16 protein-coding genes and 3 tRNA genes are annotated in these 20,130 nt (G+C 34.8%); 14 read left to right on the top strand and 5 right to left on the bottom strand.

Going from position 1 to position 20,130, the window contains the following annotated elements:
* Positions 1–109: 109 nt before the first annotated feature.
* From ileS to N4A45_03950, 4 genes are all read left to right on the top strand, one after another.
* The gene (ileS, locus tag N4A45_03935; GenBank protein MCT4664370.1) at positions 110–3,511 is read left to right on the top strand and encodes an isoleucine--tRNA ligase; all 3,402 of its coding nucleotides are present in this window, start codon (positions 110–112) and stop codon (positions 3,509–3,511) included.
* An 18-nt stretch (positions 3,512–3,529) separates the two neighbouring features.
* Positions 3,530–3,904, top strand: a complete 375-nt coding sequence (locus N4A45_03940; protein MCT4664371.1) for a TraR/DksA family transcriptional regulator — start codon at positions 3,530–3,532, stop codon at positions 3,902–3,904.
* 6 nt (positions 3,905–3,910) lie between these two features.
* On the top strand, positions 3,911–4,513 hold the full coding sequence (locus N4A45_03945) for a lipoprotein signal peptidase (GenBank protein MCT4664372.1): 603 nt from the start codon (positions 3,911–3,913) through the stop codon (positions 4,511–4,513).
* Between the two features lie 106 nt (positions 4,514–4,619).
* Entirely contained in the window at positions 4,620–4,856 is a 237-nt protein-coding gene (locus tag N4A45_03950; GenBank protein MCT4664373.1) for a hypothetical protein, read from the top strand.
* A 165-nt stretch (positions 4,857–5,021) separates the two neighbouring features.
* Here the strand turns inward: N4A45_03950 and N4A45_03955 are convergent, their stop codons facing one another.
* Positions 5,022–6,164: an acyl-CoA dehydrogenase gene (locus N4A45_03955; protein MCT4664374.1), complete on the bottom strand. Its 1,143-nt coding sequence runs from the start codon at positions 6,162–6,164 to the stop codon at positions 5,022–5,024.
* Between the two features lie 247 nt (positions 6,165–6,411).
* On the opposite strand from N4A45_03955, the gene N4A45_03960 reads away from it, so the two are divergent.
* The 6 genes from N4A45_03960 (at position 6,412) to N4A45_03985 (ending at position 11,219) form a co-directional block, all read left to right on the top strand.
* Positions 6,412–6,485 (top strand) — tRNA-Thr (locus tag N4A45_03960).
* 27 nt (positions 6,486–6,512) lie between these two features.
* Positions 6,513–6,594 (top strand) — tRNA-Tyr (locus tag N4A45_03965).
* Positions 6,595–6,628: 34 nt separating this feature from the next.
* Positions 6,629–6,701 (top strand) — tRNA-Gly (locus N4A45_03970).
* Positions 6,702–7,047: 346 nt separating this feature from the next.
* On the top strand, positions 7,048–7,449 hold the full coding sequence (locus tag N4A45_03975; protein ID MCT4664375.1) for a hypothetical protein: 402 nt from the start codon (positions 7,048–7,050) through the stop codon (positions 7,447–7,449).
* A 286-nt stretch (positions 7,450–7,735) separates the two neighbouring features.
* Complete coding sequence (polA, locus tag N4A45_03980) at positions 7,736–10,552, top strand: DNA polymerase I (GenBank protein ID MCT4664376.1); 2,817 nt, start codon at positions 7,736–7,738, stop codon at positions 10,550–10,552.
* A gap of 55 nt (positions 10,553–10,607) precedes the next feature.
* Complete coding sequence (locus N4A45_03985; protein ID MCT4664377.1) at positions 10,608–11,219, top strand: class I SAM-dependent methyltransferase; 612 nt, start codon at positions 10,608–10,610, stop codon at positions 11,217–11,219.
* An 81-nt stretch (positions 11,220–11,300) separates the two neighbouring features.
* Here the strand turns inward: N4A45_03985 and N4A45_03990 are convergent, their stop codons facing one another.
* Together N4A45_03990 and trxA are read right to left on the bottom strand one after the other, a co-directional pair.
* Positions 11,301–11,873 carry a YceI family protein gene (locus N4A45_03990; GenBank protein MCT4664378.1) on the bottom strand — a complete coding sequence of 191 codons (573 nt, stop codon included), beginning with the start codon at positions 11,871–11,873 and terminating at the stop codon, positions 11,301–11,303.
* A 180-nt stretch (positions 11,874–12,053) separates the two neighbouring features.
* Positions 12,054–12,413: a thioredoxin gene (gene trxA / locus N4A45_03995; GenBank protein ID MCT4664379.1), complete on the bottom strand. Its 360-nt coding sequence runs from the start codon at positions 12,411–12,413 to the stop codon at positions 12,054–12,056.
* A gap of 162 nt (positions 12,414–12,575) precedes the next feature.
* On the opposite strand from trxA, the gene recQ reads away from it, so the two are divergent.
* Positions 12,576–14,690, top strand: a complete 2,115-nt coding sequence (gene recQ / locus N4A45_04000; protein ID MCT4664380.1) for a DNA helicase RecQ — start codon at positions 12,576–12,578, stop codon at positions 14,688–14,690.
* Between the two features lie 64 nt (positions 14,691–14,754).
* Positions 14,755–15,267, top strand: coding sequence for a hypothetical protein (locus N4A45_04005; protein ID MCT4664381.1), 513 nt, complete (start codon positions 14,755–14,757; stop codon positions 15,265–15,267).
* A gap of 6 nt (positions 15,268–15,273) precedes the next feature.
* Here the strand turns inward: N4A45_04005 and N4A45_04010 are convergent, their stop codons facing one another.
* Together N4A45_04010 and N4A45_04015 are read right to left on the bottom strand one after the other, a co-directional pair.
* Positions 15,274–17,778: a M1 family metallopeptidase gene (locus N4A45_04010; GenBank protein MCT4664382.1), complete on the bottom strand. Its 2,505-nt coding sequence runs from the start codon at positions 17,776–17,778 to the stop codon at positions 15,274–15,276.
* Positions 17,779–17,799: 21 nt separating this feature from the next.
* Positions 17,800–18,381 carry a phosphoribosylglycinamide formyltransferase gene (locus tag N4A45_04015; GenBank protein ID MCT4664383.1) on the bottom strand — a complete coding sequence of 194 codons (582 nt, stop codon included), beginning with the start codon at positions 18,379–18,381 and terminating at the stop codon, positions 17,800–17,802.
* A 124-nt stretch (positions 18,382–18,505) separates the two neighbouring features.
* Between N4A45_04015 and N4A45_04020 the strand changes: the two genes are divergently transcribed.
* Together N4A45_04020 and fabF are read left to right on the top strand one after the other, a co-directional pair.
* On the top strand, positions 18,506–18,742 hold the full coding sequence (locus N4A45_04020; protein ID MCT4664384.1) for an acyl carrier protein: 237 nt from the start codon (positions 18,506–18,508) through the stop codon (positions 18,740–18,742).
* 92 nt (positions 18,743–18,834) lie between these two features.
* Positions 18,835–20,085, top strand: a complete 1,251-nt coding sequence (gene fabF / locus N4A45_04025; GenBank protein ID MCT4664385.1) for a beta-ketoacyl-ACP synthase II — start codon at positions 18,835–18,837, stop codon at positions 20,083–20,085.
* Positions 20,086–20,130 lie beyond the last annotated feature (45 nt).

Here is a 20,130-nt window from a genome sequence, read left to right on the forward strand (position 1 = left end):
AACGATACAAAAAAACCTTTTCTAAAACACAGATATTTTCAAAAAGAAAACAAGTTGTCTTAATGCAGAAATTGGGTTAAATTCGCACAATTGTATCAAATTGACGATGATGAAAAAACAATATACTACCTACAAGTCTATTAACCTTCCTAATCTTTCACAAGAGATCCTGAAATATTGGGATGCAAATGAGATCTTCAAACGTTCGGTTTCTGAGAAGGATTCCAACAAGCCTTATGTGTTTTTTGAAGGTCCTCCATCTGCAAATGGTTTACCGGGAATTCACCATGCCATGGGAAGAAGTATCAAAGATATTTTCTGTAGATACAAGACACTCAAAGGATATCAAGTAAGAAGAAAAGCAGGATGGGACACTCATGGTCTTCCTGTAGAACTGGGTGTTGAGAAAGAACTTGGAATCAAAAAGGTAGATATTGGAACCAAAATATCGGAGATTGAATACAATCAAAAGTGTAAAGAAAGTGTCATGCGTTATACCGACGTATGGAACAATCTTACACGCCAACTGGGGTATTGGGTAGATATGTCTGATCCATACATCACTTATGATTCTAAATACATGGAGTCTGTGTGGTGGTTATTGGGACAAGTGTATAAAAAAGGGTTGATGTATAAAGGTTATACAATACAACCTTATTCTCCTGCTGCGGGAACGGGTTTGAGTACCCATGAACTCAATCAACCAGGTTGTTACAAAGACGTTTCGGATACTACGGTGGTCGCTCAGTTTGAAACACTTCCAGAAACGCTTCCAGAACAGCTTAGAAATATTTCAGAAAATATCTTTTTCTTAGCCTGGACAACCACACCTTGGACACTTCCTTCAAACACAGCCTTGGCAGTTGGGAAAAAAATAGATTATACACTTATCGAAACTTTTAACCAATATACTCACGAAAAAGTATTTTTGGTTTTGGCTACAGAGTTGATTAATTATCAATTCTCTAAAAAGTATAAAGCCGTTGAAAGTGCCGAAGAATTAAACGCTTACCAATCTGGAGATAAAAAGATTCCTTATTATATTCACACTTCTTGCAAAGGAGCTGACTTAGTTGGAATTAAATATCATCAACTCTTCGATTTCCAACAACCTGCAGAAAACCCTGAGGAGGCTTTTAGAGTCATTTCAGGTGATTTTGTTACAACTAAAGACGGTACAGGGATCGTACATATTGCTCCCACTTTTGGAGCAGATGATGCGCAAGTTGCCAAAGAGGCAGGAGTTCCTGCTATGTTGATTAAGGATGAAAAAGATGAGTTAATTCCTTTGGTCAACCTTCAAGGAAAATTTGTGGATGGAATGGGTAACTATTCCAATATGTTTGTGAAAAATGAATATTATCCTGAAGGAGAAGCTCCAGAAAAATCAATTGATGTTCAACTTGCTATAGAGCTTAAAGAAAGAAATAGGGCTTTTAAAGTAGAAAAATATAATCACAACTATCCACATTGTTGGAGAACCAATAAACCCATTCTCTATTATCCATTAGATTCTTGGTTTATTAAAGTACCAGAGGTGAGAGAAGAATTGGTTTCTCTTAACGAAACGATCAACTGGAAGCCAAAAGCTACAGGAGAAGGTCGTTTTGGAAATTGGCTCAAAGAAGCAAACGACTGGAATCTTTCAAGATCTCGCTACTGGGGAATACCTCTCCCTATCTGGAGAAATGCCGAAACTGGTGAAGAAATCATTATAGATTCTATAGAAAACCTTAAAGAGGAAATTCAAAAATCTATTTCGGCAGGATTGATGACAGAAGATCCATTTGCAAATTTTGTGGTAGGTGATATGTCTAAAGATAACTACGCAAAAGTAGATTTACATAAACATATTGTAGATAAAATTGTTTTGGTTTCAAATAAAGGAACAGAACTTAGAAGAGACCCAGACTTAATTGACGTTTGGTTTGACTCAGGTTCTATGCCATTTGCTCAATGGCACTACCCTTTTGAGAACAAAGAACTCATTGATAACAATGAAAATTATCCTGCAGATTTTATTGCCGAAGGAGTGGATCAAACTAGAGGTTGGTTCTATACTTTGCACACCATTTCTACCATCGTAAAAGGAAGCGTTGCATATAAAAACGTAGTTTCTAATGGTTTAGTTTTAGATGAAAAAGGTAATAAAATGTCTAAATCTAAAGGAAATGTGGTCGATCCTTTTGAAGTATTTGAAGAATTTGGACCCGATGCTGCACGTTGGTATATGATTTCTAATGCACAACCTTGGGATAATCTAAAATTTGATAAAAAAGGTATCACAGAAGTACAAAGAAAACTTTTCGGAACGATTCATAATACCTATTCTTTCTTTGCACTTTATGCAAATCTTGATGGATTTGCCATGGACGAAGAAATGGTAAAACATGAAGAAAGACCAGAAATGGATCGTTGGATTTTATCAGAACTTCAAACCTTGATCCAAACAGTAGATAACTACTTCAAGCAGTTTGAACCTACTCTTGCAGCCAGAGCAATCAATGACTTTGTGAATGACAAGCTCAGCAACTGGTATGTACGACTTAACAGAAGAAGATTTTGGAAAGGAGAATATAATCAAGATAAAATATCTGCCTACCAAACACTTTACTCTTGCTTAGAAAATTTGGCAATTATCTCTTCGCCTATCGCTCCTTTCTATTTCGATAGACTGTATCAAGACTTGAGCAACGTAGGAAACAAAAATGCCCAAGATTCTGTGCATTTAGCAGATTTTCCTGTACCTAACGAATCGTGGATTGATAAAAGTCTGGAAGAAAAAATGCAATTTGCTCAAAAGACCTGCTCACTCATCCTATCTCTTCGTCAAAAAGAGAAACTAAAAGTAAGACAACCGCTTCAAAAGGTGATGATTCCAATAGATAATCCTAGAGCTAAAGAAATCCTTCTCGAAATGAGAAATATCATTCTTTCGGAAGTGAATATTAAGGATATTGAACTGTTGGAAGATAACAACAATGTATTGGTAAAAAATATCAAACCGAACTTTAAGGCACTGGGTCCAAAATTTGGAAAACAAATGAAAAACATTGCTCAAAAAGTAAATGGGATGAATCAAGAAGATATCCAAACCATTGAACAAAACGGAGCAATTACATTAGAAGTCGGAGGAGAAAACATTGAACTTAGCCTAGAGGACGTAGAAATCCAAACCAAAGATATCCCAGGGTGGAGTGTAGCTACAGTAGAAGGACTTACCGTAGCACTAGACATTACCCTCACAGATGCCTTGAAAGAAGAAGGATTGGCAAGAGATATTATCAATAGAATTCAAAATATCCGTAAGGATATGGACCTAGAACTTACTGATAAAATAATAGTTAAATTTCAAAAAGAAGAACAGTTAAAGAAGTCTGTGGACAATTTTGGCAAATATATTGCGGATGAAGTTCTTGCTAATGATATTATTTTTGAAAATACATTAGAAAACGGAATAGAACTCGATATAGACGGATACAAAATTTATCTGAATGTATCGAAAGTGTAAAACAGTTAAAATTTATGAATTATGGGAGAGAGATTACGTTATTCAGATGCAGAACTACAAGAGTTTAAAGAATTAATTAACAGTAAGATTGATTCAGCAAAAAATGATATTAGAATATTAAAAGGTGCCTTCGTTCAAGAAAACGGAACAAATGATACTTATTCATCAGCCAATTCTTATGAAGATGGTGCAGGAACACTTGCCAAAGAAAACAACTCAATTCTTATTGCAAGACAGGAAAAATTTGTCAGAGACCTTGAACTTGCCCTTATCAGAATAGAAAACAAAACCTACGGGATTTGTAAAGTAACCAAAAAGCTCATACAAAAGGAACGCTTGAAACTTGTACCTCACGCTACCATGAGTATTGAAGCTAAAAACATGAGAGGATAAATTATTTTGAAAAAAACTTGGTGGATAGTTATAGCCATTTTATTGGTAGATCAGTTGAGCAAAATTTGGGTGAAAACCCAGATGTTGCTCCATGAAAAAATCGTTATTCTAGATTGGTTTCACATTCACTTTGTGGAAAACAACGGAATGGCTTTCGGAACAGAGTTTCTTCCTAAAATCGTGTTAAGTCTCTTCAGAATTGTAATGATAGGAGGACTTATCTGGCTACTTAGGAAAATGTATCAAAAGAATGCTCCTGGGATTATCACCACTGCATTTAGCATGGTATTGGCTGGTGCCATCGGAAATATCTTAGACGGAATGTTCTATGGTGTTCTCTTTACCGAAAGTACCCCCTTTAGTTTAGCAAATTTTACAAGCTCCGAAGGTTATTCTAGCTTTCTGTATGGAAAAGTAGTCGATATGCTTTCGTTTCCGCTTTGGGAAGGAACACTTCCTAATTGGATTCCCTTTGTGGGAGGTTCTTATTACGAGTTTTTTCGCTATATTTTCAATATTGCTGACTCCGCAATTACCGTTGCATTTTTTATTTTATTAATCTATAATAAAAAAATGAGTCAAGCTTTTAGACTCATTGAGAAAAAATAATTTTCTACTATCAAAAAATACCACTGGACTTTCAAAAAACCATTTTGGTCGTAATTCATTGCTATTGAGTAAATTTTTGTTAAATTTGCCTTATTAGTATCAGATAATGAACAAGAATCAAAAAAATAAACGGTTATTTTATCCATTCATTTTAGCAATTATGGCTTTCTTGATGTGGAATATCAACTCCGCTTTTGACCAAAAAACAGAAGAAGTGGTAGATGCCATTATTGAAGAAGATTTTGTTGCTGATAATCCAGTTTCCCAAAAAGACAAAAAGGTTACTTTCTTTATTAATTTCGTAAAAACGATTATTGAAAGCAAAGTGAGGATTGAACTTTGATTAATCCCCTAATATCTCAAAATCAGACTTAAGTCTGATTTTTTTTTTTTTGTAAAAAATGTAGTTTCACCCTGTTCAAGATATTTTCTCTGAATGACAATTATGGGCAAAAAAAAAGCACCGAAATACAATTCCGATGCTTATTTTTCTAAACTAGAATCTAGACTATTCTGATAAAACAGATCTAGAAATTACAATTTTCTGAATTTCAGAAGTTCCTTCATAGATTTGAGTGATTTTTGCATCTCTCATCATTCTTTCTACGTGATATTCTCTTACGTATCCATATCCACCATGGATTTGTACAGCCTCTGTAGTAATCGCCATTGCTTTTTCAGCAGCATATAGTTTAGCCATTGCCGAAGACTTTCCATAATCTAGATTATGGTCTTTGTCATAAGCCGCTTTTAAACACAGCAAACGTGCAGCATCTACCTCTGTAGCCATATCTGCAAGTTTAAAAGCAATTGCTTGATGCTGTGCAATTGGTTTTCCAAAAGCTTCTCTTTCCTTTGCGTAAGCTACAGAAAGATCTAGTGCTCCAGAAGCAATTCCTAAAGCTTGAGAAGCGATTCCTACTCGCCCACCTGCTAACGTTTTCATTGCGAATTTGAATCCGAATCCATCTTCTCCAATTCTATTTTCTTTAGGCACCTTTACATCGTTAAACATCAAAGAACAAGTATCTGATGCACGAATTCCCATTTTATTTTCTTTTACACCCACAGTAAATCCTGGAGTATCTTTTTCAATAATCAAAGCATTGATTCCTCGGTGTCCTTTATCTGTATCTGTTTGTGCAATGACTAAATAAACAGAAGCAGTAGATCCATTAGTAATCCAGTTTTTTGTTCCGTTTACCAAGTAATGATCTCCTTTATCAATAGCCGTAGTTCTTTGTGAAGTAGCATCTGATCCTGCCTCTGGTTCGCTCAAACAAAAAGCACCAATAATTTCTCCCGAAGCCAATGGCTTAAGATATTTTTGCTTTTGCTCTTCAGATCCAAAAGTTTCGAGTCCCCAACAAACCAATGAATTGTTAACAGACATTACAACAGCCGCAGAAGCATCTACTTTAGCAATTTCTTCCATTGCCAATACATAAGAAATGGTATCCATTCCTCCACCACCATATTGTGGATCTACCATCATACCAAGAAAACCTAGCTCTCCCATTTTTTTGATTTGCTCATGTGGGAAAGTTGCATTCTCATCTCTTTCAATAACTCCTGGTAATAATTCAGCTTGTGCAAAATCTCTTGCAGCTTCCTGAATCATTTTATGTTCTTCCGTTAATTCGAAATTCATATTGTTTATTTTTATAGGGTAAATAATTGAACAAATTTAGTGATTTATTTTTTCTTGCAAACGGTTTTTTTAGTCTTAAAAAGACTTGTTTCAAAAAAATAAATTAATCCCTAAAAAAAATAGTAATCAATAAATATTTGGTTTTCTTTTAATTAGGTAAAAAACAAATATTTTTATCAAAAAAAAAGCATTCACCTCCTTGTTTTATTGAATTCTTGGCTTATATTTGCCACCGCTAAAGAGCAATGCCGATGTAGCTCAGCTGGCTAGAGCAGCTGATTTGTAATCAGCAGGTCGGGGGTTCGAGTCCCTTCATCGGCTCTTTTTGAAATAGTGAATAATACTTGAGGTGGGATACTCAAGCGGTCAACGAGGACGGACTGTAAATCCGTTGGCTACGCCTTCGCAGGTTCGAATCCTGCTCCCACCACAATTTTCACATCTTTTTGGCGACAAAAACACAGGCGGGAATAGCTCAATTGGTAGAGCGTCAGCCTTCCAAGCTGAGGGTTGCGGGTTCGAGTCCCGTTTCCCGCTCTGATTTAAAAGCACTTGATTTTTCAAGTGCTTTTTTTATGCTTGATATTTTTTGATGGAGCTTTCAGAAAAAATTCATTGCTGGCTCATAGAAAATATGAAGATTAAAGTAATTTTAATATCTTTAACAAACGCTTTTTTTCATGATAGAAATACATTTTAGCTCTTCAATGACGCAAGTACTGCAGTGTCAATTATAAAAGACATAATACTTATAATTAGCGCAATAATTTCCACAATTTTCATCATTAAAGGATTTCACAAGTGGAAAAAAGAATCATTACTTAAAAGAAAAAGTGAATTCGCCGCCAAATTACTTTCTTCGATTTATAAATTAAGAAATGAAATGGAAAGGATACGATCACGATACGACCTAAGTAGCCCTCCTGAAAACATAAAAGAAAGCGATAGATTAAAAGAAAAATTTTCTCAACGCTATGAACATTATATCTTATATCAAAATGAATTCTTGGAGTTACTAGCTACTGCTGAAGCGTATTACGGTCGCGAGCTTCATGATACTTGTATTAAATTTAATGGATTAATGAACGAACATAATCGCAATCTTCAAACATTCCTGCAACAAGTTGATCATAAACCAAAATATGGTACTCCAGAACATAAAGAGTATAAAAATCTCTATGAAATCATCTACCTTACTGACTCTTCAAATGAATACACTAAAGAAATCAATAATTTTATTCAACAAAACTTCTCGTTTCTCATCGATGAGATAAATTACAAATAATTTTCAGCTTATTTGTACATTGACAACTTTCACAAAGTTAACCATTACAATTACATACACATATTCAGACACTACACTCAAATTTTCTGGTAATTCAATACTACGCTACGCCTCACCATGAGTAAATATCAATTACAATTGATATGATTAAATACCTATATATCGACTCCACAAACTTTATAAAAACGACATAAGTAAATATACCCCTACCAGAATTCAAGCTTTTTATTTGCTTTAAAAAAATATCTCTTAACTTGCTTCTTCAATAGAAAAAATACTTTTCCCAATGGAAAATCAAAAAGAGAAATTCTTTATTCTTGATGCCTTTGCATTAATTTATCGTTCTTATTTTGCTTTTGCAAAAAATCCTAGAATAAGCTCTAAAGGTGAGAATACTTCGGCAGTTTTTGGATTTATGAACACGCTTTTAGATGTTTTAGAAAAAGAAAATCCTAAATATATCGGAGTGGCTTTTGATACTTCGGGTCCTACTTTTAGGCATGAACAATATGAAGCCTACAAAGCCAATAGAGAAGCCATGCCTGAAGGAATTCAAGTGGCGATACCTAGAATTTTCTCTTTATTAGATGCCATGAAAATTCCTGTGATCAAAAAACCAGGTTTTGAAGCAGATGACATTGTAGGAACCTTGGCATGGGAATACGCTAGAGAAGATCTTGATATCTTTATGATGACACCCGATAAAGATTATGCACAGCTTATTCGCCCAAATGTATTTATGTACAAACCCGCAAGAATGGGGAAAGGTGTAGAAATATGGGGAGAAGATGAAGTTCGAGAAAAATTTGGGGTAAAAAACTGTATTGAAGTAATTGATTTTCTTGCCATGATGGGCGATTCCTCAGATAATATCCCTGGGATACCTGGTGTGGGAGAAAAAACCGCCAAAAAACTTTTGGCACTCTATAACAACCTCGACGGATTGTATGAAAATGTTGAAGAACTCAAAGGAAAACAAAAAGAAAAAGTCATCGCAAATAAAGAGTTGGCTTATCTTTCGAAAGAGTTGGCAACCATAAAAACCGATGTTCCTCATGAGTTTAAACTGGAAGATTTCCTGAGAGAAGAATATGACAAAACTGCTTTAAGTAGTCTTTTTAAAGAATTAGAATTTTACTCGAGCGCAAAAAGACTCCAAATCAGTCTTTCTGATGTAAAAAACGGAACAATAGGAAGCAAAGGGATTCAAACCCAAAAGACAAAAATTGTTGCTCAACCCGATTTATTTTCTCAGTTTGAAACAGAAACCGAAGATAATCAAGACATCACTGAAACACCAAACTTAAATACGGCTTCTTATAAAATTATTGAGAATGATGAGATGCTCAATGAGATGATAGAATATCTTTTTAAGTATAAAAAATATGCTTTTCAATTAGATACCTCAAGTCTCAACCCAATAGATGCAGAAATTGTAGGAATCAGTTTTTCTGCACAAGCAGGAAACGCATTCTACCTTCCTTTTCCTGAAAATCAAGAGGAATGTAAAGTCCTTTTAAGAAGAATCAAACCAATATTAAGTTATAACTGGATCAAGCGTTTTTCTTTTAAAATGAAGTATGATATTCAGGTATTTAGGAAATATGATATTTTATTGGGTGATAATATTTTTGATACAGAAATTGCACATTACCTCTTGGAACCAGATATGAAACATGATCTAGAAAGGTTGGCTGGTTTATATCTCAATCAAGATTTAACTACATTAGAAGAATTAGTAGGTAAAAAATCTTTTAAGGATGTTAATTTTAGAGATATTGACCAAGAAGCCAGACAAAATTATGGATTGAGCACTGTGGATGCCGTTTGCCAAATAGGAAATATCCTTGAAGAAAAAATAAAAGATCAAAAGCTCCAAAAACTTTTTGAAGAAATAGAAATGCCACTGGTAAAAGTACTGGCAACTATAGAATGGAATGGCGTTCATCTAGATACCGATAATCTCACGCTACAATCTAAAAAACTCAGTGCAAAATCTACAGAACTGAGTAAAGAAATTATCGAAATGGCAGGGGAAGATTTTAATATCGCCTCACCAAAGCAACTAGGGGTTATTCTTTTTGATAAGCTTCAACTTGATGCAAAAGCTAAAAAAACAAAATCGGGGCAATATTCTACTGCAGAACCTGTTCTATTAAAATTAAAGGCAAAACACCCAATTATTGAAAAGATTCTTGAATTCCGTGGCGTTCAAAAATTACTTTCTACATATGTGGATGCACTTCCAAAACTGATACATCCAGAAACACAGAAAATACACACCAATTATCGTCAAACTGTGGCGGCTACGGGAAGATTGAGTTCTACAAACCCAAACCTTCAAAATATCCCTGTCCGTACAGAAGATGGAAGAAAAGTGAGAGAAGCTTTTGTTCCAAGAACTAAAAACAGAGTATTATTGGCTGCCGATTATTCTCAAATTGAACTCAGACTAATTGCCCACATGAGCCAAGACCCTGAAATGATTAAAGCCTTTAATGAAGGTTCAGATTTTCATGCTTCCACAGCTTCAAGGTTATTTAATGTTCCCCTAGATGAAGTTACTAGAACCTACCGATCTTATGCAAAAACGGTAAATTTTGGAATCATATATGGTGTTTCTGCATTTGGCTTGAGCGAACAAACAGATTTGAGCCGAAAAGAAAGTAAAGAACTGATTCAAAATTATTACAACACCTTCCCAAGACTCAAGGAATATATTGGGGAAATGGTGAATACTGCCAGAGATACAGGATTTGTTGAAACAATTTTTAATAGACGAAGAATCTTAAGAGATATTCATTCTCGAAATGCTGTTGTAAGAGCTCATGCCGAAAGAAATGCCGTAAATGCTCCCGTTCAAGGTTCTGCTGCCGATTTGATTAAAATTGCCATGATTGAAATACAGAAAGTGATCGAAAAAGAGCAATATGATGCTTTAATGATTCTTCAGGTACATGATGAATTGGTTTTTGATGTGTCTGAAGAAATTGCAGAAGATTTTGCCAAGAAGATACAAGAGGTCATGGAAGGCGTTTTAAAACTCAGCATTCCTTTAATTGTTGATGTAAATGAAGGGCAGAACTGGTTAGAAGCTCATTAAAAAAATATCTTTTTGCGATTCTTATAAATCAAAGGTTAAAGTAAAAAAACAGTCTATGAACAAAAAAGAATATTGGGATCATATTTACCAAACAAAAGCTTTTGAACAAGTAGGATGGTATCAAAAAAAACCTAAAATCTCTTTAGATTTTTTTGAAAAATATCAAATCAAACACGATGCTCACATTATTGATATCGGTGGTGGAGATAGTTTTTTAGTGGACTTTTTACTGGAAAAACAGTTTAAGAATATCAGTGTTTTGGATATCAGCTCAGATGCTATTGCTCGAGCTCAAAAACGACTAGACAACAAGAGCAATCAAGTAAATTGGATTGTAGAAAACAGTGCTTCGTTTCATCCATCTAATCCTTATGATGCGTGGCATGATCGAGCTTCTTTTCATTTTCTTACAGAAGAAAAAGACATTACAAACTATGTAAACACAGTAAAGAATCATCTTAAAAAAGAGGGCTATTTCTTTTTAGGAACATTTTCTGAGCAAGGGCCCACAAAATGTAGTGGTTTACCCATAAAACAATATTCTATAGAAAAACTCCAAAGTCTTTTTGAACCAGAAATGAAGCTTATAGAGCACTTTGGCTATGACCATATAACTCCTTCGGGAGGAGTACAGAATTATGTTTTTGCTTGTTTTAAAATGCAATAAATAAAAAACGCTATCGAGGCTCGATAGCGTTTTTTCCCTGGTTGGGGTTGGTTGTGTACAGGTTACTTTTGAGTTGTATTTTTAGTAAGCTAAATGTACTTTAAGTGTAAAGTAATCATCTATCGTTTTATCTCCTAGGTTGTCAAAAAATGTTCCCGATCCGTATTTAATTCCATACTTAGTACGGTTGATTCTCAAGTTGGCGTTTGCGCCACCTTCTACAGTTCTTAGCACAAATGAAACTTCTTCTGTGTGCCCTTTTATCGTAAGATCCGCTATGATATCATAAGAGTGATCATCTATTTTTTTCACGGTCTTGAAAACTAATTTTGACGTCGGGTATTTATCAACTCCAAAAAAGTCATCATTTTTTAGGTGTCCATTTAATTTATCAAGCCATTCTCCTTTTAAATCTGTTGCATGAAGACTTGGCATATCAACTACAAAACTTCCTCCTGAAATACGTCCATGGTCCATTTTTAAAAATCCACTTGTTAAGCTTACTAGACCTTCATGGGCTCCTGAAAGCGATTTCCCATGCCATTCTATAGTGCTTTTTTCTGTGTTGATATTCTTTTTAACTTCGTGAGCTAAGGTAATTTGATTAAAAAATAACGACATTATAAAAATCGCTTTAAAAATTACTTTGATCATTTGTGTTTGTTTTTATGTTATCACTATGTTTGTTACAACAAATATAATCAAATATTTCAAAGTCAGGTCTTTTTTTTCTACTTAAAATAATCTTTTTCAAAAAAAACCGTATTCTCTCAATGAAAATACGGCTTTAAAACACTAAAAAAATTAGTTAAGGATTTATGTGCGAGTTAAAACCTATTTTTCTATTTTTAGTACGTCTGCAATTACTTTTTCAAGCTGAGCCTTTGGCAATGCTCCTGCTGCCATTTGTGGCTGATCATCCATAGGAACAAAAAGAATTGAAGGAATGGAACGAATTCCAAACATTCCAGAAAGTTCTTGTTCTTTTTCTGTATCTACTTTATAAATATTGATTTTACCTCCATACTCATTGCTTAATTCCTCTAGAATGGGAGCAAGCGTTTTACACGGACCGCACCAGTCTGCATAAAAATCAATAATACAAGGCTTATCACCTTCAAATTTCCAATCTTTATTTTTTTCAAAGTTAAATACCTTACTTTGGAACGTTTCTTTTGTTAATAACTCTGTCATGGTTCTAATTAATTTTTGGCAAAGGTAAAGGCTACCTTCACTTTGGTTTGTAACATAATACACGTTTTTGTCTAACTATTTTACCATTACTTACGTTTTGTACAATTTAGGATCAAGAGAATATTCGTAATTTCCCTCATTAAACATAGAAACACCTCTACAATGCAATTGCCTACACTAAAAGCATCGCTCAAAAAAAACTTTGGCTTCAATGATTTCCGACTACTTCAGGAAGAAATTATTCAAACTGTTTTATCAAAAAATGACGCCTTAGTTTTGATGCCTACTGGAGGTGGAAAGTCTATTTGTTATCAACTTCCATCGGTCATTATGGAAGGGATGAGTATCGTAGTTTCTCCCCTAATTGCCCTAATGAAAGATCAAGTTGATGCTTTGGTAAGAAACGGTATTGAAGCTCGATATTTGAATTCATCCTTAACAGAAAAAGAACAAAACGAAATTTATCAAGAGATTGATCAGGGTAAAATAAAAATTCTCTATGTTTCTCCAGAAAAACTCCTTTCCCAAGAGTTTTTCATGTATGCTAAATCGCTACCCATAAGTCTTTTTGCCATTGATGAAGCTCACTGTGTATCTGCTTGGGGGCATGATTTCAGACCCGAGTACAAGGATCTAGCATTATTAAAAAAACATTTTCCATCGGCACCCGTTATAGCTTTAACAGCTACAGCAGATCCCACCACAAAATCGGACATACTGGAGTTTTTAAAACTAGAAAAAGCGCGTGTTTTTGAATCCTCTTTTGACAGACCCAATATTTATCTTTCTGTAAAAAGTGGTAGAAACAGAGTCAAACAAATTCTTCAATTTCTTGAAGAAAGACCCAATTCTTGTGGAATCATCTATTGTACCTCAAGAAATTCTACTGAAAAAATGGCCCAAAAACTTCGCGATGCTGGGCTTAAAGCTATGCCTTATCATGCTGGTTTGAGCACGGAATTACGATCGGATATCCAACAAAAGTTTTTGCGAGATGAAATTCCCATCGTTTGCGCAACCATCGCTTTCGGAATGGGAATAGACAAACCCAATGTTCGTTGGGTTATCCATTATAATCTTCCGAAATCAATGGAGAATTATTATCAAGAAATAGGACGTGCAGGAAGAGATGGAGCACCATCGGATACACTATTATTTTATTCTTATGCCGATGTACTTCAGCTAAGAAAGTTTGCAGAGAATACAAATAATGAAGAAATCCTTTTGGCAAAACTCCAAAGAATGCTAGACTATGGAGAAGCTACTATTTGTAGAAGAAGAATTCTATTGAACTACTTTGGTGAAATTGTTGAGAAAAATTGTGGCAACTGTGATGTTTGCCAAAGCCCTCCTAAACTTACCGATACCACCCTTGAAGCTCAAAAGGTTCTTTCTGCCCTCAAAAGACTTAAAGAAAAAGAAGCTACGGGTGTCGTGATTGATGTCCTCAAAGGAACATACACAAATCATGTGATGGATCACAAATATGATCAAATTAAAACCTTTGGGAAAGGAAATGATTTATCGTATCAAAAATGGCAACGTTTGATTCTTCAATTTATTCAGCTGGGTATTGTTTCTATAAGATACAAAGATGGACATGCACTAGAAGTGACCACTTTAGGAAAAGAAATTTTGTTTGAGGGTAAAAAAGTAATGACACCTGTTTTTGAACAAGTTGCAAAAGTAAAACGAGATCAAAAAGTAAAATCTGATGCACAGAATGATTACGAGAAACTCTTTGAAAAACTCAGAAAGGTAAGGCTCAAACTTGCAAAAAAAGAAGATGTCCCGGCATTTGTCATCTTCTCTGATGTGAGTCTTAGAGAAATGGCTAACTTAAAACCTATCACAGATAATGATTTCTTGGCAATCTCTGGTGTAGGACAAACAAAATTAGATCGGTATGGTTTTGACTTTATCGATGCAATAAAAGATTTTTGTGGACTAAAAAAATCTACCAAAGAAAAAACATTGGAACTGTATCAAAAAGGACTCGCTATAGATGAAATTGCTAAGCTGAGAGGACTAAAAGACCTGACGATTTTTTCGCATCTCTGCCAGTTGTATCTAGAAGATGCTATAGATGATTTAGAAAAATATGCCAACAAGACTCTTATAAAAAAATGCAAAGAATATTTAGTCCAAAATCCTGATTTTGATGGAAAGCTCAAACCACTTTTTGATTTTTTTGAAGAAGCTTATGATTATTCTGCCATCCGAGTTGCAATGACTTGTATTGTGAAAGAGAATATGAAAAACGCTCCCCGAAACTAGTGTATCTTACGCCATGAAACTCAAAAACAAAGTATAAACAACTCTTTTTCTGTAAATTTACTTGATGAAACAATGGCTGATCTTTTTTTTAATCCTTCCAATGGGTTTGGCAAATGCACAACTTTTTTCAAAAAAAGAAAAACTCTATGATGCTGTTCTCCTAAAAGACAGCACAAAAATCATGGGAGAAATAACCTATATCTCAGATTTTATTCTTCACCTAGAACCCAGTCACAGTAAAGAAGATCTTACTTTTTTTAGTGATGATGTGTCCTATGTGATGATTTCCCCACAAAGTAAACCTATACTCAGAACCATAAGAGGTGAAATTACAAATAACAAAAATGTATTTAAAAAACTAATGGAAAAAGGGGAAATTTTTGGCTTTACTTTTCTCTTAGGAAATGATACTATTTTGGATCACTACTCCATGGCTATTTCCGCCCAAAAAGGACATTTTGACCGCCATAAATACGATTATAAAGTGGAAGGAAAAACGATGGAAGAACGCCTAAAAAGCCTTGGAAAAGGTGGCGGATTTGCAGGTGCCGCCATCCTTTTATTAATCCTACTTTAAACCTTTTTATTCCAAAATAAAATCTATTTCCTTGATAATATCTTGGTAATGTATTTCATCTTTAGATTTTAGGCTTTCCTTTATTCCCTTTAAAGTGTACGCAATAAAGTATTCTTGATTTTGAATACCATCTGCTTTGCAATTTCCTAAAAAACGGACTCCTTCGGCTATATAGCCTTTTTTCATCTTTAAAAGATACGCTTGATAGGCAGAATAATATTCATAATCCAAAGGGTATTTCTTTATTTTCTCTTGAAAATAATCCATATAACTTGGATTTATCTGCTGAGCATACACATAGGCCACCGCCTTGTTTAGCACAGGATCTAGCATTTTATCCCACTGCATAGCAAGCGCATGTGCTTCCTTTGGCTGTTGTTTGTAATAATATTTTAGAGCCACTTTTCTTACTTGATAATTAGGATCTTTTAAGGCATTTTGAAAAATTTCGGTTGTATAACGAGTAGAGAAATTCTTTTCTAAACACTTCAAAGCTGCTATTTTCACTTTGGGGTGTTTATCTTGCCTTGCCATATCAATAATTTTGATATAAAACTGCTCTCTATCTTCTGGATTGATCACATCCATATTTTCTAAAGCATATTTTCTAAAATACCAGAAAAACTCCGAAAGTGCTTTATTTGTCAGCTGATTAATATCTTTTGGCTTTACTCTAAAAACCCCTTCCAGAGCTTCGGCTTTAGCCAAAAAATTGAACGTTTTTCTATATTGAAAACTATATTCTTCAGCAGTTTTTGTTTGATCAATTTCTGCCAAAAGTGCTTTTTCTCCATCAAAATCTACTAAGAGGGGTTTTTCATCCATCATAAATACAAACTCTTGGTAATCCTTGGTCATTACAATATCTTTTCTTGTAATTCCATTGGCATGGTAGAGATCTATTTTTAATGGTAAACGATAAAGAGGATAGGTATCTAGTGATTGAGTTTGCTTCACTTTTACTGTAAGCGTTCTGTTTACAAACTCGTGTTCTACCTCTATTTCAGGATGTCCTTTTTGATGAAACCATTGGTGGAAAAACCATTTAAGATCTTCACCACTTATCTCTTCAAAACACAATCTTAAATGCGCTATTTCTGTATTTTTATAAGCATATCTTTCTAAATAAAGCTGTAGAGCCTCAAAGAAAATATCATCACCTAGATAGGTTCTTAGCATGTGAAGCACTCTTCCTCCTTTTGCATATCGGTGTCTATCAAATAGATCTTCGGGTTTTTCGTATTCCGCATTAATGATGGCTTCTCTTTTACTCAAAGCTTCTTGAAGATAATGTTCTAAATCTTGATGAAGATGATAATCTGCTTCCTGCTCTCCTTTTTTGTGTTCTAGCCACAGAAATTCACCGTAAGTGGCAAAAGACTCATTAAGCGAAAGCTGAGACCATGCTTCGCAAGTCACTAAATTTCCGAACCATTGATGAAATATCTCATGAGCTACAAGATCATCAAAATCACTTCCTAAACGATGTTTTTCATCAGAATACATGGCATCATAATACACGATTGCTCCAGTATTTTCCATTCCTCCAGCCGTAAAGTCTCTGGTAATTACTTGTCCTAATTTATCCCAAGGATAAGGTGTTCCTAGCAAATTTGAAAAATGAGTAAGCATTTCCTGTGTTCTACCAAAAAACTCTTCGGTTCTATGTTGATATTGAGGTTCTACATAGTAAGAAATATCTTTTCCGTTCCAAGGTTTTCCTTTTATCAAGCTAAAATCACCCGCAAAAAGCATAGAAAGGTAAGGCGAATGCGGTTGTGAAAGCTTCCAATGTTCTATCTTTTTACCATTACTCAGGTATTCTGTTCCAAGATATGCTCCATTTGACAAAGAAGTATATTGGTTAGGGATTGTTAAGAAAATTTCTTGCGTCATCTTCTCATTTGGTTCATCTACTGTGGGATACCAGCAAGAGGATTGTTGTACTTCTCCCTGTGTCCAGATATGGTTAGGATATTCTCTATGATTCGTTTTGAAATATAATCCTAATTTATTGGCTTGGAGCCTAGCTGACTCTGAAGGCTGCGCTTGATATTCTATTGAAATTTTTGTTTGGCTAGAGACGTATCGAGGAAGCTGAATATGGAGTAAATCACCATTGGTTTCAAACTTGAGTTTCTCTTTATTAGCCGTAAAATACACTTTTTTTACCTTCAAACCTTTGGCATGAAGGTTAAAAGCGTTGAGCTCTCCACGAAAAGGTTTCAGGGAAAGATGAGCTATTCCATGAATAATTTTTTGTTCCCAATCTAAATCAATATGCAGTTGGGTATGTAAAATATCGATGACTTTTTTTGCACTTTCCTGATGTTTTTTTACTTCGGAAATTACATTTTCTTCCAGAGTCAGCTCATCAAAATTCACGACAGAGTCTGAAACAGCCATGTTCTCATGGTCTATATCTGTAGTCTTTTGAGCTTCTTTACTACTCTTACAAGAATGAAAAGAGCAAATTCCAGCTAAACTCAATAGGATTAAATAATTTTTCATGCCCAAGATTTAGAAAAAAGATTATTGGTTTTTACAAATGTATGATTCTATTACCTTAGGGAAGTGTTCATATTCGAGTTCATGTACTTTTTTAGCGACCACTGAAGCGTCATCCTCTGGAGAAAGTGCTGTTTTGGCTTGAAATAACAATTTTCCTTCATCATAATTTTCATTAACCAAATGAATACTAATCCCCGTTTCTTTTTCTTGATTCGCTACAACGGCATGATGCACATTCATACCATACATTCCTTTTCCACCATATTTTGGAAGAAGTGCAGGATGAATATTAATAATTTTATTGGGAAAGTTTTTAATGAGAATTTCTGGAACTTTTAAAAGAAAACCCGCTAAGATAATAAAGTCTATTTTTCGCTCTTTAAGTACTTGATGGAGCATAAAAGCCGTTTGAAATTCATTTTTTGGACAATAAAATGCAGGAATTCCAAGTTTTTTCGCTCTTTCGAAAACAAAAGCATTACGTCTGTTTGCAAAAACAACGTCTATTTCAATATTTTCTTTATCAGAGAAGTAATTTGTTATATTCTCTACATTGCTTCCAGAACCCGAGGCAAACAAGGCTAGTCTAATGGTGTTTTTCATTCTATATTTTTTGTATATTTGGCTTCAGAAATAAACAAGTGCAAGTTACGAAACTGTAGATTTTTTTTGTTCATTCTACAGAATTCTGTTTCTTTGCAGTTCATTAAAAACTAAAATAAGTATTATGTCTGAAATCGAAGCAAAAGTAAAATCGATTATTGTCGACAAATTGGGAGTTGATGAAGCAGAAGTAACAGCTGAAGCTAGCTTCACAAACGACTTAGGTGCTGATTCTTTGGATACAGTAGAATTGATCATGGAATTCGAAAAAGAATTTGATATTCAAATTCCAGATGACCAAGCTGAAAATATTCTAACTGTAGGATCGGCTATCGAGTATATCAACGAGAACGCAAAGTAAGAAATTACCAGTTTTATTAACACCCAATCCTACTTCTTTGACAACAAAGAGGTAATTGGGTGTTGTTATTTTTAATGAAACCTTTCGCATTTATGGAACTAAAGAGAGTTGTTGTTACCGGAATTGGAGCCCTTACACCTATTGGAAATGATCTTCAAACATATTGGGATTCATTGATCAAAGGAGTAAGCGGTGCTGCACCAATTACAAGATTTGATGCATCAGAGTTTAAAACAAAATTTGCCTGTGAGGTAAAGGACTTTAACCCTCTAGATCATATAGAACGTAGAGACGCAAGAAAAATGGATCCTTTTACCCAATTTGCAATGGTGGCAGCTCAAGAGGCCATTCAAGATGCAAAATTGGATTCAGATGAGGGAATCAACAAAGACCGCGTAGGGGTTATTTGGGGTTCTGGAATTGGGGGAATTGAAACTTTCTACAATGAAGTATCTGAATATGCGACAGGAAATGGAACACCAAGATTCAATCCTTTCTTTATCCCAAAAATGATTGCGGATATTGCAGGAGGAATGATTTCTATAAAATACGGATTCCGTGGACCAAATTTCACCACTGTTTCCGCTTGTGCATCTTCTACAAACGCCATTATTGATGCCTATAACTATATTCGTTTAGGAAAATCTGATGTGATTGTTACAGGAGGTTCTGAAGCCTCTGTAAACCAAGCTGGAATTGGTGGTTTTAATGCATTAAAAGCACTTTCTACAAGAAATGATTCGCCAGAAACAGCCTCAAGACCATTTGATAAAGAAAGAGATGGTTTTGTACTAGGAGAAGGAGCAGGATCTATTATTCTTGAAGAATATGAACACGCTAAAAAACGTGGTGCAACCATTTATGCAGAACTAGTGGGAGCAGGGCTTTCAGCAGATGCTCATCACCTTACAGCACCTCACCCAGAAGGAGAAGGAGCTAAACTGGTAATGAATGAAGCACTTCGTGATGCAGGAATGGATGCCTCAGATGTAGATTATATCAATGTTCATGGAACCTCTACTCCACTAGGAGATATTGCAGAATCTAAAGCAATAGAATCTGTTTTTGGAGCGCATGCTTACGCATTAAACATCAGCTCAACAAAATCCATGACCGGACATCTTCTTGGAGCAGCTGGAGTAATTGAAGCTATTGCTTCTATTATGGCCGTAAGAGAAGGCATTGTTCCGCCAACGATTAATCATCAAACCGCAGATGAAGCTTTTAATCCAAAACTCAATTTCACTTTTAATAAAGCAGAGAAAAGAGAAGTAAGAGCAGCGCTTTCAAACACCTTTGGATTTGGAGGACACAATGCATCTGTAATTTTCAAAAAAATATAAATCGTGTTTGACTTTCTGAAAAAAATATTTGGAAGAAAAAAATCA

Source organism: Flavobacteriales bacterium (assembly GCA_025210805.1).
In the GTDB taxonomy this organism is placed as follows: domain Bacteria; phylum Bacteroidota; class Bacteroidia; order Flavobacteriales; family CAJXXR01; genus JAOAQX01.

Bases quoted from the DNA above. Each gene is read 5' to 3' on its own strand.
- ileS (MCT4664370.1), top strand. From the start codon at position 110: ATGAAAAAACAATATACTACCTACAAGTCTATTAACCTTCCTAATCTT.
- N4A45_03950 (MCT4664373.1), top strand. From the start codon at position 4,620: ATGAACAAGAATCAAAAAAATAAACGGTTATTTTATCCATTCATTTTA.
- N4A45_03955 (MCT4664374.1), bottom strand. From the start codon at position 6,164: ATGAATTTCGAATTAACGGAAGAACATAAAATGATTCAGGAAGCTGCA.
- N4A45_03975 (MCT4664375.1), top strand. From the start codon at position 7,048: ATGGAAAGGATACGATCACGATACGACCTAAGTAGCCCTCCTGAAAAC.
- polA (MCT4664376.1), top strand. From the start codon at position 7,736: ATGGAAAATCAAAAAGAGAAATTCTTTATTCTTGATGCCTTTGCATTA.
- N4A45_03985 (MCT4664377.1), top strand. From the start codon at position 10,608: ATGAACAAAAAAGAATATTGGGATCATATTTACCAAACAAAAGCTTTT.
- N4A45_03990 (MCT4664378.1), bottom strand. From the start codon at position 11,873: ATGATCAAAGTAATTTTTAAAGCGATTTTTATAATGTCGTTATTTTTT.
- trxA (MCT4664379.1), bottom strand. From the start codon at position 12,413: ATGACAGAGTTATTAACAAAAGAAACGTTCCAAAGTAAGGTATTTAAC.
- recQ (MCT4664380.1), top strand. From the start codon at position 12,576: ATGCAATTGCCTACACTAAAAGCATCGCTCAAAAAAAACTTTGGCTTC.
- N4A45_04005 (MCT4664381.1), top strand. From the start codon at position 14,755: ATGAAACAATGGCTGATCTTTTTTTTAATCCTTCCAATGGGTTTGGCA.
- N4A45_04010 (MCT4664382.1), bottom strand. From the start codon at position 17,778: ATGAAAAATTATTTAATCCTATTGAGTTTAGCTGGAATTTGCTCTTTT.
- N4A45_04015 (MCT4664383.1), bottom strand. From the start codon at position 18,381: ATGAAAAACACCATTAGACTAGCCTTGTTTGCCTCGGGTTCTGGAAGC.
- N4A45_04020 (MCT4664384.1), top strand. From the start codon at position 18,506: ATGTCTGAAATCGAAGCAAAAGTAAAATCGATTATTGTCGACAAATTG.
- fabF (MCT4664385.1), top strand. From the start codon at position 18,835: ATGGAACTAAAGAGAGTTGTTGTTACCGGAATTGGAGCCCTTACACCT.